Annotated in this window: 10 protein-coding genes and 2 pseudogenes; 7 read left to right on the top strand and 5 right to left on the bottom strand. The window is 71.7% G+C overall.

Annotated elements, in window-relative coordinates; genetic code table 11:
• Positions 1-29: 29 nt before the first annotated feature.
• Together ACFWEP_RS22430 and ACFWEP_RS22425 are read right to left on the bottom strand one after the other, a co-directional pair.
• Entirely contained in the window at positions 30-1,526 is a 1,497-nt protein-coding gene (locus ACFWEP_RS22430) for an arabinogalactan endo-beta-1,4-galactanase (RefSeq protein WP_387372173.1), read from the bottom strand.
• Positions 1,527-1,765: 239 nt separating this feature from the next.
• Positions 1,766-3,799 carry a beta-galactosidase gene (locus tag ACFWEP_RS22425; RefSeq protein ID WP_387372170.1) on the bottom strand — a complete coding sequence of 678 codons (2,034 nt, stop codon included), beginning with the start codon at positions 3,797-3,799 and terminating at the stop codon, positions 1,766-1,768.
• 370 nt (positions 3,800-4,169) lie between these two features.
• Between ACFWEP_RS22425 and ACFWEP_RS22420 the strand changes: the two genes are divergently transcribed.
• The 4 genes from ACFWEP_RS22420 to ACFWEP_RS22405 all read left to right on the top strand — a co-directional run bounded on the left by ACFWEP_RS22420 (position 4,170) and on the right by ACFWEP_RS22405 (position 8,423).
• Positions 4,170-5,489 (top strand): ABC transporter substrate-binding protein, encoded by a 1,320-nt coding sequence (locus ACFWEP_RS22420; RefSeq protein WP_387372169.1) that lies wholly within the window; start codon positions 4,170-4,172, stop codon positions 5,487-5,489.
• Complete coding sequence (locus ACFWEP_RS22415) at positions 5,486-6,412, top strand: carbohydrate ABC transporter permease (protein WP_387372167.1); 927 nt, start codon at positions 5,486-5,488, stop codon at positions 6,410-6,412. The genes ACFWEP_RS22420 and ACFWEP_RS22415 overlap by 4 nt, the downstream gene beginning before the upstream one ends.
• Positions 6,409-7,302 carry a carbohydrate ABC transporter permease gene (locus ACFWEP_RS22410; protein WP_387372165.1) on the top strand — a complete coding sequence of 298 codons (894 nt, stop codon included), beginning with the start codon at positions 6,409-6,411 and terminating at the stop codon, positions 7,300-7,302. The genes ACFWEP_RS22415 and ACFWEP_RS22410 overlap by 4 nt, the downstream gene beginning before the upstream one ends.
• A gap of 68 nt (positions 7,303-7,370) precedes the next feature.
• Positions 7,371-8,423: a LacI family DNA-binding transcriptional regulator gene (locus ACFWEP_RS22405; protein WP_387372162.1), complete on the top strand. Its 1,053-nt coding sequence runs from the start codon at positions 7,371-7,373 to the stop codon at positions 8,421-8,423.
• A 29-nt stretch (positions 8,424-8,452) separates the two neighbouring features.
• On the opposite strand, the gene ACFWEP_RS22400 is transcribed toward ACFWEP_RS22405, so the two are convergent.
• The gene (locus tag ACFWEP_RS22400) at positions 8,453-9,547 is read right to left on the bottom strand and encodes an aminotransferase class V-fold PLP-dependent enzyme (protein WP_387372160.1); all 1,095 of its coding nucleotides are present in this window, start codon (positions 9,545-9,547) and stop codon (positions 8,453-8,455) included.
• Positions 9,548-9,871: 324 nt separating this feature from the next.
• Positions 9,872-10,603: a DsbA family oxidoreductase gene (locus tag ACFWEP_RS22395; protein ID WP_387372158.1), complete on the bottom strand. Its 732-nt coding sequence runs from the start codon at positions 10,601-10,603 to the stop codon at positions 9,872-9,874.
• Positions 10,604-10,832: 229 nt separating this feature from the next.
• Between ACFWEP_RS22395 and ACFWEP_RS22390 the strand changes: the two genes are divergently transcribed.
• The 3 genes and pseudogenes from ACFWEP_RS22390 (at position 10,833) to ACFWEP_RS22380 (ending at position 12,463) form a co-directional block, all read left to right on the top strand.
• Positions 10,833-11,534, top strand: coding sequence for a 2-phosphosulfolactate phosphatase (locus ACFWEP_RS22390; RefSeq protein WP_387372156.1), 702 nt, complete (start codon positions 10,833-10,835; stop codon positions 11,532-11,534).
• A gap of 89 nt (positions 11,535-11,623) precedes the next feature.
• Positions 11,624-11,761 (top strand): annotated as a pseudogene (locus ACFWEP_RS22385) (DNA-binding response regulator); the annotation flags it as partial.
• A 165-nt stretch (positions 11,762-11,926) separates the two neighbouring features.
• On the top strand, positions 11,927-12,463 hold the full coding sequence (locus ACFWEP_RS22380) for a kinase (RefSeq protein WP_387372154.1): 537 nt from the start codon (positions 11,927-11,929) through the stop codon (positions 12,461-12,463).
• A gap of 72 nt (positions 12,464-12,535) precedes the next feature.
• On the opposite strand, the pseudogene ACFWEP_RS22375 reads toward ACFWEP_RS22380, so the two are convergent.
• A pseudogene (locus tag ACFWEP_RS22375) lies at positions 12,536-13,097 on the bottom strand (DinB family protein).
• Between the last annotated feature and the right edge of the window lie 139 nt (positions 13,098-13,236).

Below are 13,236 nucleotides of genomic sequence, written 5' to 3'. Positions count from 1 at the left end.
GTGAGCTCCGCCTGGGTGCGGGACAGCCCTTACCGGTGCGAGAACCAGCTCGCCGCGGGGAGCAGCCTGTCGTTGTAGTCGAAGAGCGCCTGGTTCTCCCAGGCGTTGCCCGAGGACGCGTCGGCCGGGTCCCAGCCGCTGCCGGTGACGGCGGTCCAGGTGGGTTCCCAGTAGACGGCGCCGAGGCCGCGGCCGTTCGGGACCGCTTCGACGACGTTCAGCACGTCGCGGAAGTTGGCGGCCTGGCCCGCGGAGGTGGCGGGGTAGCCGGCGACGAGCTGGTCGGAGGTGGCGATGTTGTTCTCCAGGCCGTCGTCGTTGGCGAGGGTGTCCGCGTAGGCGGTCTCGGCGACCAGGACCGGCTTGCCGTAGCGGGAGGCGGCGTCGTCGAGGTTGGTCTGGAGGTCCGAGAGGGGGCCGTGCCAGTAGCCGTAGTAGGAGAGGGCGATGACGTCGAACGGCACGCCGTAGGCGACGGCGTTGTCGAACCACCAGCGGGTGCCCGCGTTGTCGCCGCCCTTGGCGAGGTGCAGGGCCACCTTCGTGGAGGAGGAGACGGCCTTGGCGGCGTTGGCGCCGGAGGTGAGGAGTCCGGCCAGCTGGGACCAGTTGTCCGTGGAGCCCTCGGGCCAGAGCATTCCGGCGTTGATCTCGTTGCCGATCTGGACCATGTCGGCGGTGGTGCCCTGGGCCTTGAGGGCGTTGAGCACGTCGTAGGTGTGGTTGTACACGTCGGTCTTCAGCTGGGTGTAGCTGTGACCGGCCCAGGCGGCGGGCTTGTTCTGCTTGCCGGGGTCGGCCCAGGCGTCGGAGTAGTGGAAGTCGACGAGGATCTTCGTGCCGAGGGCCTTGGCGCGCTTGGCCATGGCGAGGACGTGGGCCTTGTCGTTGTAGCCGTCGGCCGGGTTCACCCACACCTTGAGACGTACGTAGTTCATGCCGGCGGAGTTGAGCAGGGCCAGGGCGTCACCCGCGGTGCCGCTCGCGTTGCGGTAGACGGCGCCGTGGGCCTCGTTCTTCGGGAGGGTGGAGAGGTCGCCGCCCTTGACGCTGAGGCCGGTGGTTCCGGAGGTGAAGGAGATGTCGTCGAAGTTGGCCCATTCCCCGGCGTGCGCGTCGGAGTTGAGGCTGATCGTGCAGGCGCCGCCGGTGACCTTGACGGAGGTGACCAGGCGTATCCAGGCGCCGTTGGCGGTGGGCGGCAGGTCGGTGCGCTGTTCGGCGGAGCCGCAGTTGCGCAGGGCGATGTACGCGGAGTTCTGGCCGCCGCCGGAGCGGACCCAGGCACTGAGGGTGTACGTGCCGTTGGTCAGCCCGGAGAGGTACTGGTACGTCTCCACCTTGTAGGCGGAGGCCGACCAGTGGCTGAGCCGGGTGGAGCCCGCGTGGCCGCCTGCCTCCGTGAAGGAGGCGGCACTCTGGCCGCCGGCGGAGTAGGTGGTCCAGCCGGTGGCGCCCGATTCGAAGCCGGCGTTGGTGACGGTGGCCGCCGCGTGGGCCGCCTGGGCGGGGAGCCCGGCGAGCATCAGCCCGCCGAGGGCGGTCAGCGCGGCGGCGGCCCTGCGTCCGCCGCGCGGAGTGCGGCGGACCGTTCCCGGTAGCGCTCTCGTGCCGTACAGCGCTCTTGCGAGCAGCGTCTTTCCGTACATCGTCGATGTCCCTTCGACCGTTGCGCGGGATACGGGGATGGTGCGGGTGGTGCCTGGTGGTGGCGCCTGTGGTGGTTCCTGGCGCTGGTGAGACGGGTGGTGCGGGTGGTGCTTCCTCAGGCGTCGAGCCGTACGACGCGGACCGCGCCCGCCGGGACGGCGAGGTGTCCGGCGGCGGGCTCGCCGGTGAGGAGTTCGGTGCCGGGGGTCACCAGCGGAACCTTGGTGTCGCCCTGGGTGTGGTTGATGACGAAGAGGTAGCTGCCCGCCTCCCCGGCGCGGCGGACGACCTCCACGTCGTGCGCGAGCGAGGCGCGCGGGGCGATGCCGGCGTCCGCGCAGGCGCGGTCGAGCACGACGTCCAGGTCGGGTCCGGAGAGCCGGGTGGAGACGTACCAGGCGGTGCCGTCGCCGAGGCGGTTGCGGGTGACGGCGGGGCGTCCGGCGGCGACCCCGTCGGTGTAGGACCAGGCGGTCTCGGCGCCGCACGGAATGACCACGTCCGACCAGAGGTCGCCGGTGAGCGCGGGGCCCTCGGGAGCACCCTCCGGGGTGACGAGGCGGACGGTGTCGCCCTCGCCGAGCGGGGAGAACTCCTCGACGGTCAGCCCGAGGACGTCCCGCAGCACCCCGGGGTAGGCGCCGGGGTGGACGTTGTCGTCGGCGTCCACGATGCCGGAGAAGTACGAGACGACGAGGGTGCCGCCGCCTTCGACGTAGCGGCGCAGGTTCTCGCCCGCCTGCTCGGTGGCGAGGTAGAGGGCGGGTACGACGACCAGCGGGTAGGCCGAGAGGTCGGCCTCGGGGTGGGCGAAGTCCACGGTGAGGTGGCGGTCGTAGAGCGAGAGGTAGTACGCGTCGGCGCGCTCGCGGGCGTCGTGGGCCTGGCTCGGGCGCCACTCCAGGGACTGGGCCCACCAGGACTGCCAGTCCCAGACCATCGCGGCGTCGGCGACCGTGCGGGTGCCCCGGACTTCGTCGAGGAGGCCGAGGTCGGCGCCGAGGCGGCTGACCTCGCGCCAGATCCGGGTGTCGGTGCCGCCGTGCGGCAGCATCGCGGAGTGGAACTTCTCGGCACCGCCGCGGGACTGCCGCCACTGGAAGAACATCGCGCCGTCCGAGCCGCGGGCCACGTGCGCGAGGCTGTTGCGGGCCATCTCGCCGGGGCGCTTCGCGGGGTTGCGGGGCTGCCAGTTGACGCCGCTGGTGGAGTGTTCGAGGAGGAGCCAGGGGGCGCCGCCCGCGACGGAGCGGGTGAGGTCGGCGGCCATGGCGAGGTTGACGTGGGTGCGGCGGCCGTCGGTGATCAGGTAGTGGTCGTTGGTGACGAGGTCCACCTCGCGGCCCCAGGCCCAGTAGTCGATGGAGTCGCACTGGCTGAGCGCGGTCATGAAGTTGGTGGTGACGGGGATGCCCGGGGCGAGCCGGTGCAGGATGTCGCGCTCGGCGGTGAAGTTCTCCCGCAGGGTGGCGTCGGCGAAGCGGCGGTAGTCCAGCTGCTGGGAGGGGTTGCCGACGGTGGGGGTGGTGCGCGGCGGGTCGATCTCGTCGAGGGTGCGATAGCGCTGCCCCCAGAAGGCGGTGCCCCAGGCCTTGTTGACGGCGTCGACCGATCCGTGGCGGGCGGTGAGCCAACGCCTGAAGTGGGCGGCGCAGTTGTCGCAGTAGCAGGCGGAGACGGGGACGCCGTACTCGTTGTGGACGTGCCAGAGGGCGAGGGCGGGGTGACCGGCGTAGCGGCGGCCGACCTCCTCGGTGATACGGGCGGCGGCGGCGCGGTAGTCGGGGTTGCTGTGGCAGATGGCGCCGCGTGAGCCGAAGGCGTACCTGACCCCGTCGCGGTTCACCGGGAGCGCCTCGGGGTGGGCGCGGTAGAACCAGGCGGGCGGGACGACGGTCGGAGTGCCGAGGTCGACGCGGACGCCGCCCTCGTGGAGCAGGTCGATCACACGGTCGAGCCAGCCGAAGTCGTAGACGCCCGGCTCGGGTTCGAGCAGCGCCCAGGAGAAGATCCCGACGCTGACCATGGTCACGCCGGCCTCGCGCATGAGCCGCACGTCCTCGGGCCAGATCTCCTCGGGCCACTGCTCCGGGTTGTAGTCGCCGCCGAAGGCGAGCCGGTCCAGACCTCGGGGAGCGGTGTGGGACATGGGGGTCTCCTGGCTTTCTCGGCGGTGACGACGGTCGCCCGTCGCCGGGGCACGGCGACGGCCCGCCACCGGGCGGTACGGATACACCTCGACCGGACGGTCCTCCAGGGCGTGGTTCGAAAGTCCCGACCGTCCGGCGGGCGGACGACGCCACTTTCGACACGCACCCTGGGCACCGCCGCCCTGCGACGACGCCCCTTGGGACCCTTCCGTGCACGACTCTGGGAACGTGCACACAACCGGTCTGCGGTGTGGAGCCAAGATAACCGCACAGTTACAACCATTGACAAGTGTCGGTTCCGTTTCTCTACTGTGAACGCTCACAGCGCAGTTCCCGCGCTGCACCCTCGGTTCTCGTCAGGGGAAAACCATGAAGCACCGCAACGTCGCGTTGTCCACGGCCGTCGTCCTCGCCGCCTCCGCCCTCCTCACCGGCTGCGGCTCGTCGGACGACGGGAAGGGTGACGCGCCGGCCGCCGCCGGTCCCGCCCAGCTCACCTACTGGTCCTGGGCTCCCGGCCTCGACAAGGTCGCGGACATCTGGAACAAGGGCGAGGGCAAGAAGGAGGGCATCACGGTCACGGTGAAGAAGCAGGCGTCGGGCGACGACCTGGTCACCAAGATCATCACCGCGGCCAAGGCGCACAAGGCCCCCGACCTGGTGCAGGCGGAGTACCAGGCACTGCCCACGCTGGTCTCCAACGACGTCCTCGCGGACATCTCGAAGGAGGCGGGCGACGCCAAGAGCGCTTTCGCGGACGGGATATGGCAGCAGGCGACGCTGGGGACGGACGCCCTGTACGCGCTGCCGCAGGACTCCGGCCCGCTGATGTTCTACTACCGCGAGGACCTGTTCAAGAAGTACGGCCTGACCGTCCCGACCACCTGGGACGAGTTCGCCGAGACGGCCCGCGCGCTGAAGAAGAAGTCGCCCGGCACCGACCTGACGACGTTCTCCTCGAACGACTCCGGACTCTTCGCGGGCCTCGCCCAGCAGGCGGGCGCCCAGTGGTGGACCACCGGCGACGACAAGTGGAAGGTCGCCATCGACGACCCGGCCACAAGGAAGGTCGCCGACTTCTGGGGCGGCCTGGTGAAGGAGGGGGCCATCGACAACCAGCCGATGTACACCCCCGCGTGGAACAAGGCGCTCGACACCGGCAAGCAGATCGCGTGGGTCAGCGCGGTCTGGGCCCCGGGCACCCTGACCACGGCGGCCCCCGACACGGCGGGCAAGTGGGCCATGGCACCGCTCCCCCAGTGGACGGCGGGCCAGAACGTCACCGGCAGCTGGGGCGGATCCTCCACCGCCGTCACCAACGACTCGAAGAACAAGGGCGCGGCGGCGAAGTTCGCCAAGTGGCTCAACACCGACCCCACCGCGCTCGCCGCGCTGGTGAAGGAGTCCGGCATCTACCCCGCCGCGACCGCCGCGCAGACCGGGGGCGCGCTCACCGAGGCGCCGGCGTACTTCTCCAACCAGCCCGACTTCTACACCAAGGCCGCCGAGATCGCGAAGGGCACCGCGCCCGCCGCCTGGGGCCCCAACGTCAACGTCGCGTACACCGCCTTCAAGGACGAGTTCGCCAAGGCGGCCAAGGACAAGTCGGACTTCGGCGCGGCGCTGACCGCGATGCAGGACGCCACGGTCGCCGACCTGAAGAAGCAGGGCTTCGGAGTCTCCGAGTGACACGCGCACGCCGCAGGGGGTCGTACAGGGTCAAGAGCGCCCCGTACGGCTTCCTGGCCCCCGCCACCCTGCTCTTCCTGCTCTTCTTCGCCCTGCCCATCGGCTACGCGCTCTACCTCAGCTTCCGCCGGACCGAGGTCAAGGGTCTCGGGCTCGGCAAGGGCGCCCGCGACGAGGTGTGGGCCGGCCTCGCCAACTACACCGACGCCCTCTCCGACTCCGAGCTGCTGCACGGCGCGCTGCGCATCCTGGGCTACGGCCTGATCGTGGTGCCCGTGATGCTCGGCCTCGCGCTGCTGTTCGCACTGCTGCTGGACACCGAGCGGGTCCGGCTGCGCGGCTTCACCCGGCTGGCGATCTTCCTGCCGTACGCCATCCCGGGTGTGGTGGCCGCCCTGATGTGGGGGTTCCTCTACCTGCCCGACGTCAGCCCGTTCTTCTGGGTGCTGGACCGGCTCGGGCTGCCGCAGCCGGACCTGATGGACGGCGGGCCGCTCTACGGCGCCCTCGCCAACATCGCGGTCTGGGGCGGCACCGGCTTCAACATGATCGTCATCTACACCTCGCTCCGGGCGATTCCCGCCGAGGTCTTCGAGGCGGCCCGGCTGGACGGCTGCTCGCAGTGGCAGACCGCCCTGCGGATCAAGATCCCGATGGTGGCGCCGTCGCTGGTGCTGACGTTCTTCTTCTCCATCATCGCCACGCTCCAGGTGTTCAGCGAGCCCACCACGCTCAAGCCGCTCACCAACTCCCTTTCCACCACATGGAGTCCGCTGATGAAGGTCTACCAGGACGCCTTCGTCAACAACGACATCTACGCGGCGGCGGCCCAGGCGGTCATCATCGCCGTCGCCACCCTCGCCCTGTCCTTCGGCTTTCTCAGGATGGCCAACTCCCGTAGCAAGCAGGGTGATGCACGATGAGCACGCAGACCCTTCCGGCCTCCGCCCCGGCGGCCCGGGCCTCCCGGGCCGGCCGTGCCCAGCGGCGCTTCGCCGCGATTCCCACCGCGGCACTGCTGCTGGGCGCCGTCTACTGCCTGCTGCCGGTGCTCTGGGTGGTCGTGGCGTCGACCAAGTCCGGCAGCGAGCTCTTCTCCACCTTCACCTTCCTGCCCGGTTCCGGGTTCACTGACAACGTCGCCGACCTCTCTTCGTACCGCGACGGCGTCTACTGGAAGTGGATGGGCAACTCGGCCCTGTACGCCGGGGTGGGCTCCCTGCTCTCGACGTCGGTGTCGGCCGTCTCCGGGTACGCCCTGGCGGTGTACCGCTTCCGGGGCCGGGAGGCGATCTTCAACATCCTGCTGGCGGGGGTGCTGATGCCGCCGGTGATCCTGGCGGTCCCGCAGTACCTGCTGCTGGCGAAGGCCGACCTCACGGACTCGTACCTCTCGGTGCTGCTGCCCGTGATCCTCTCCCCGTACGGCGTCTACCTCGCCCGGATCTACGCGACGGCCGCCGTGCCGCCGGACGTGATCGAGGCGGGACGGATGGACGGCGGTGGCGAATGGCGGATCTTCCGCACGATCGCGCTGCCGATGATGCTGCCGGGCCTGGTGACGGTCTTCCTGTTCCAGTTCGTCGCGATCTGGAACAACTTCCTGCTCCCGTACATCATGCTCAGCGACGACGAGAAGTTCCCGGTCACCCTCGGGCTCTTCACGCTGCTCCAGCAGGGCGCGAACACTCCGGCCCTCTATACGCTGGTGATCACCGGTGCGCTGCTGGCGATCATCCCGCTGATCGCGCTCTTCCTGGTCGTCCAGCGGTTCTGGAGTCTCGACCTCCTCTCCGGCGCCGTAAAGTCCTGACCATGCCCCCCGGGGCCACCGGACCCGCCCCTTCGCCCGGGGGCCCCGAAAACGAAAGAACACGCACCATGAGCCGCACTGAACCTCCCCCGCTTTCCGGGCAGCCCGGAAGGGGACGCCGCCGGCCGCCGACGATCCACGACGTGGCCCGCGAGGCGGGGGTGTCGCGCGGGACCGTCTCCCGGGTGCTGAACGGCGGCCACAACGTCAGCCCGTCCGCCCTCGAAGCGGTCAACTCGGCCATCCGCAAGACCGGTTACACCGTCAACCGGCACGCCCGGTCGCTGATCACCGGCCGCTCGGACTCGGTGGCGTTCCTGCTGACGGAACCCCAGGAACGCTTCTTCGAGGACCCCAACTTCAATGTCCTGCTGCGGGGCTGCACGAGCGCGCTGGCCGCGCACGACGTTCCGCTGCTGCTGATGATCGCGGGTACGGAGGCCGAACGGCGCCGGAACATGCGCTACATCGCGGGCCACGTGGACGGCGTCCTGCTGGTCTCCAGCCACTCGGGCGACCCGGTGGTCGCCCAGCTCCACGAGGCCGGCGTGCCGGTGGTGACCTGCGGCAAGCCCCTCGGGCAGGGCTCGAAGGTCAGCTACGTGGCGGCCGACGACCGGGACGGCGCCCGGGACATGGTGCGGTACCTCTACGAGTCGGGGCGCCGCCGGATCGGTACGGTCAGCGGCCCCCTGGACACCCCGGGCGGCGTGGAGCGGCTCGCCGGATACCGCGAGATGCTCGCCGAGTGCGGGCTGCCGGTGGACGAGGACCTGATCGTCCCGGGCGACTACAGCCGGGCCGGCGGCGAGGCGGCGGCGACGCTGCTGCTGGAGCGCGCCCCTGACCTCGACGCGGTCTTCGTCGCCTCCGACCTGATGGCGCAGGGCGTGCTGACCTCGCTGGAACGGGCCGGGCGGCGGGTGCCCGAGGACATCGCGGTCGGCGGCTTCGACGACTCCCCGGCCGCGCTGGACTCCCGCCCCGCGCTGACCACCATCCGGCAGCCGTGGGACCGCATCAGCGCCGAGATGGTACGGGTGCTGCTGGCCCAGATCGGCGGCGAGGACCCGGCGGCGGTGATCCTCCCCACCGAACTGGTGCGGCGGGACTCGGCGTAGGCCCCTGCCGCGCACCCTCGTCGTGGGTCTCAGCCGAGCACGTCGAGCGCCCGGTCCACGTCCGCCTCCGTGTTGTAGAGGTGGAAGGCGGCCCGCAGATTGCCCGCACGGTCGGACACGCTGATGCCGGCCGCGCTCAACTCCGCCTGCCGCTTGCCGAGTCCGGGAGCGGCGACGATCGCGGACTCCCCCGGCACCGTGGCGTGCCCGAGGCGCGCCAGCCCCTCGCGGAAGCGGGCGGCGAGACCGGTGGCGTGCGCGTACAGGGCGTCGGTGCCGATCTCCGCGAGCAGGGCGAGGGAGCGTTCCGCCCCGTAGTAGGAGAGGAAGGCCGGTGCCGAGTCGAACCGCCGTGCGGAGAGGGCGAGTCGGTCGATCGGGCCGTAGGTGCTGCTCTCCGTGTCCTCGGCCGCGACCCACCCCACGTGGATCGGCCTCAGCGACTCCTGCGCTTCCTCGGTCACCGTGAGGAAGGAGGCACCGCGCGGGCAGAGCAGGAACTTGAATCCGCCGGTCACCGTGTAGTCGAAGCCCCCGGCATCGAGCGCCAGCCAGCCGGCCGACTGCGTCGTGTCGAGCAGCACCCGGGCCCCGTGCGCGGTGGCCGCCGCCCGGACGGCGGCGAGATCGGCGACCCGCCCGTCCGAGGACTGCACGGCGGAGAGGGCGACCAGCGCCGTGGTGGGCCGCACCGCCTCGGCCAGGTCCGCGAGCGGGGCGTACGACACCCGCAGGTCCCTCCGGTGCGCGAACGGGGCGACCACCGAGCTGAACTCCCCCTCGGGGCAGAGCACTTCGGCGTACGTGGGCAGCGAGGCGGCGATCAGCCCGACGTGCACGGCGACGGAGCTTCCGACCGCGACCCGGTCGGCTCCGACTCCGGCCAGCCGGGCGAACCGGGCGCGTGCGGCGTCCACCACCTCGAAGTCCCCTGCGCCGACGGGCCCGCCCTCGGCGTTGGCCCGGGCCAGGTCGGTGACGGCGGCGACGGTACGGCGGGGCAGCAGGCCCGCGAAGGCGGTGTTGAGGTAGGTGGTGCTGGGAGCGAACTCGTCCGCGGCGGCGCGGCTCAGCGGGGTGGGCTCGCCCGGCTCGGTCGTCGGGCTCAGCGGGGTGGTCTCCATGCGCCCAGCCTGAGCCGGTTCCCACCACGCGTCAACGGGCCGCAGAACGGCTCGGGGGCCCGGACGGTTCGGAGACGGGGGCGCCGAGGGGTCGGACGGGGGCTCAAAACCGTCTCAGTCCCCGGCTCCCTCGGGAGGGCCGACGACTCCACCGAGCCCGGAGGATCCGACAGCCCGCATCGACGAGCCGGAGCAGATGGTGGACGGACTTCCCACTCGGCGGGAGCCGGCCGATGCCCTCCGCGCGTTCGCGGACGCGTGGGAACAGCGGCACCGAGGTGGAGCCCGGGGCTCGCCGGGCCCCACCTCGGAGCGACAAGCGTGTCAGGCGGTCGCCCCGCCCGGCTGCGGGACCTCGCAGGCACCGTCGGCGTCGCAGGCGGCCGCGTCGTCGCCGAGCGGGGTGAGGGCGGTCACCTCGCGGTCCTTCCACGCCTGCTCCAGCGCCTGCGCGAAGACCTCGGAGGGCTGGCCGCCGGAGATGCCGTAGCGCCGGTCGAGGACGAAGAACGGCACGGCGTTGGCGCCGAGTTCGGACGCCTCTCGTTCGTCGGCGCGTACCTCGTCGGCGTACGCGGTCGGGTCCGCGAGCACCGCGCGGGCCTCGGCCTCGTCGAGGCCGGCCCCGACGGCGAGGTCGACCAGCACCGCGTCGTCGTAGACGGAGCGCTCCTCGGCGAAGTTGGCCCGGTAGGCGAGGCTCAGCAGCTCGTCCTGGAGCCCGCGAGCCTTGGCGAGGTGAAGCAGCCGGTGGATGTCGAAGGTGCTGCCGTGGTCGCGGCCCTCGCTGCGGTACCCGAGGCCCTCGGCCTGCGCGTTCGCGGCGACGGTGCCCTCCATCGCGACGACCTCCTCGCGGGAGCGGCCGTACTTCTGCGCGAGCATGTCGACGACCAGCGCGATGTCGTCCTTGGCGCGTCCGGGGTCCAGCTCGAAGGAGCGGTGCACCACCTCGACCTGGTCACGGTGGGCGAAGCCCGCCAGCCCCTTCTCGAAGCGGGCCTTCCCGATGTAGCACCAGGGGCAAGCGATGTCCGACCAGATCTCGACGCGCATGTCGTTCTTCTCTCCAGCTCTTCCCGTGACGGGAGCTCTTCCCGTGACGGGCTCGGTGACGCGCGCGGAGAGCCCTCCGCACCGTGGGGGACAACGCCGGAACGACTGTGCGGATTCCCGTCGAGCGTCCGTCCCCGGCCGGTCGGCGGGCGGACGCTCCGCACCGCCGGCGTGTGATCCGGGCCACTTGCGGGGTGCCCTCGCCCCGGCATCCGCGATCATGACCGGCATGGACGCCTCTTTCCTCGGTACGGATGATCTGACCCGGACCCCTTCGGTGGCCGTCGTGGTCGACGTGATGCGCGCCTTCACGGTGGCTGCCTGGGCCTTCGCCCAGGGGGCGGAGAAGATCGTGCTCTCCGGGTCGCTGGACGAGTCACTGGCCCTCAAGGCACGGAACCCGGAGTGGGTGACGCTGAAGGACGGCCCTCCCGCGCCCGGGTTCGACGCCGTCAACTCGCCCGCTCTGCTGCGCTCCGTGGACCTCCGAGGGCGGACCGTGGTGCAGAAGACCACGGCGGGCACGGTCGGCGCCCTCGCGGTGAAGGACGCGCCGCTGGTGCTGTGCGCGAGCTTCGTCGTGGCGGAGGCGACGGCCGAGGTCCTGAGGGCCGGCGGGAGCGACAGCGTGACGTTCGTGGTCACCGGCGAGGACGGGAAGGCCGAGGAGGATCTGGCGTGCGCGCAGTACATCGCGCGGCGCGCCGCCGGCGCCGGGACGGATGCCGCCGGATACCTCCGCCGGGCGGCCGGGTCACGGGCCGCCTCCGAACTGGCCGAGGGGGTGCGCCAGGGGGCCCACCCCGATGATGTCGCCCTCTGCCTGGAACTCGACCGGTTCGCCTTCGCCATGGTGGCGGCGCCGGAGGACTCGCTCATGGTCCTGCGCCCCCGTACCGCCCCCTCGCCGGCCGGGCACACCTCGGGCTGACCCGCGTACACGCGTCCGCCGCGCCACCCGCGGCCTCGGTCCCGTCCTCCCCTCAGCCCCCGCCGCACGCCTTCCGGGTGACAGCCAGGCTCGCGGCCGAGCTGTCCACCGGTCACGCCACCGCCAAGACCCGTGTGGCGCGGCTGCTGACCGAACTCGACGCCCGCGACCGTGTCCAGCTCGTGATCACCGCTTACGGAGCGGGCCCGGTGTCGTCCTCACCGTGACCCGACAGCAAGCAGGTCAGCCCAGGTCTGCGATCTGGCCCACCGCGGCTCACGACAACGAGGACACCGACGGGGCCCGGCTCGGGCGCACCGGCGTGGGCCACGGCGTGCGGGACGCCGTGTACCACCGTGTGTCCGGGGGCCCTCGCGCGTAGAGTCCGACGGATGCGCACCGGTACCGCCCAGACCCGTCTCGTCGTGCTGCGCGGCAACTCCGCCTCCGGGAAGTCGGCCGTCGCGGCCGGGGTACGGGAGCGGTTCGGCCGTGGGGTGGCCCTGGTGGGCCAGGACAACCTGCGGCGGACCGTGCTGCGGGAGCGCGACCGGCCCGGGGCCGCGAACATCGGCCTGATCGGCACCGTCGCCCGGTACGCCCTCGACGCCGGGTTCCACGTCGTCCTCGAAGGCATCCTGTACGCGAATCACTACGGCGACATGCTGGCCCGGCTGCGCGCGGACCACCGCGGTCCGACGCACGGGTACTACCTTGACGTGCCGTTCGAGGAGACGCTGCTGCGGCACGCCACCAAGCCGATCGCCGAGGTGGTCGGGGCGGACGACCTGCGCTCCTGGTACCGCCCTCTCGACCTGCTGCCCGGAGGCGAGGAGACCGTGATCGGCGCTTCGAGCGCCCTCGCGGACACGGTCGGGCGGGTGCTCCGGGAGACGGGCCTGGACCGGCTGTCGGCCGTGGACCGCTGAGCCGGAAGGCGTCGTACGGCTCCGAGGCGCGTCCGGCGACGTGGCCGTCGGCGGGTCAGGCACCGCCCGGGATCACTGGCCCACCCGTCCGTCGACGCACTCGCGCAGCAGGTCGGCGTGGCCGCAGTGGCGGGCGTACTCCTCGATCCGGTGGACCAGCAGTTCCCGGACCGCGATGCCGTCCTCGCCGAGGCGCTCCCCGAGGTCGGGGTGGGCGTCCAACACGGTGTCGGTGGCGGCCTGTTCGCGGGCGAGGTCCGCGTACGCGCCGTCCACCACCGCCTGTTCGGCGACGGCTCCTTCGAAGTCGCCGTCGCGCGCCCCGTACAGCTTCGGCAGCGGGTCGCCGTCGCTGATCCAGTTGCGCCAGTCCCGCTCCACCTCGGCGAGGTGCCGTACCAGGCCGAGCAGGGACATCGTGGACGGCGGGACGCTGCGGCGGGCCAGCTGCTCGGGACCGAGTCCTTCGCACTTCATCAGAAGGGTCAGGCGGTAAGTCCTTCAGGTAGTCCTGAAGAGTGGGCAGCTCGCCTTCGGGGCTCGTTTCTCCGTTGTCCCGAGGGTCGTCACCCGGATCGGCCCACATGTCGGGGTAGACGGTGGCCTGGGTCCATCGTTCGGGCTGCTCGCTCATGAGCGGCATGATCGCCCATCCGGGCCGGATCGGCCATCGCTTTTCGCCGGGCGGGTGCCGTCACTCAACTGCCCTTTCGGCGTCAGCGGTTGTTGTGGAAGCCGTACGGGTCCGGCCCCTGCCCGCCGGACGGAGGCGG

Source organism: Streptomyces sp. NPDC060198 (assembly GCF_042728415.1).
GTDB lineage: Bacteria > Actinomycetota > Actinomycetes > Streptomycetales > Streptomycetaceae > Streptomyces.
This window is presented reverse-complemented; position numbering and strand designations above follow the sequence as displayed.

Bases quoted from the DNA above. Each gene is read 5' to 3' on its own strand.
- ACFWEP_RS22430 (WP_387372173.1), bottom strand. From the start codon at position 1,526: ATGCTCGCCGGGCTCCCCGCCCAGGCGGCCCACGCGGCGGCCACCGTC.
- ACFWEP_RS22425 (WP_387372170.1), bottom strand. From the start codon at position 3,799: ATGTCCCACACCGCTCCCCGAGGTCTGGACCGGCTCGCCTTCGGCGGC.
- ACFWEP_RS22420 (WP_387372169.1), top strand. From the start codon at position 4,170: ATGAAGCACCGCAACGTCGCGTTGTCCACGGCCGTCGTCCTCGCCGCC.
- ACFWEP_RS22410 (WP_387372165.1), top strand. From the start codon at position 6,409: ATGAGCACGCAGACCCTTCCGGCCTCCGCCCCGGCGGCCCGGGCCTCC.
- ACFWEP_RS22405 (WP_387372162.1), top strand. From the start codon at position 7,371: ATGAGCCGCACTGAACCTCCCCCGCTTTCCGGGCAGCCCGGAAGGGGA.
- ACFWEP_RS22400 (WP_387372160.1), bottom strand. From the start codon at position 9,547: ATGGAGACCACCCCGCTGAGCCCGACGACCGAGCCGGGCGAGCCCACC.
- ACFWEP_RS22395 (WP_387372158.1), bottom strand. From the start codon at position 10,603: ATGCGCGTCGAGATCTGGTCGGACATCGCTTGCCCCTGGTGCTACATC.
- ACFWEP_RS22390 (WP_387372156.1), top strand. From the start codon at position 10,833: ATGGACGCCTCTTTCCTCGGTACGGATGATCTGACCCGGACCCCTTCG.
- ACFWEP_RS22380 (WP_387372154.1), top strand. From the start codon at position 11,927: ATGCGCACCGGTACCGCCCAGACCCGTCTCGTCGTGCTGCGCGGCAAC.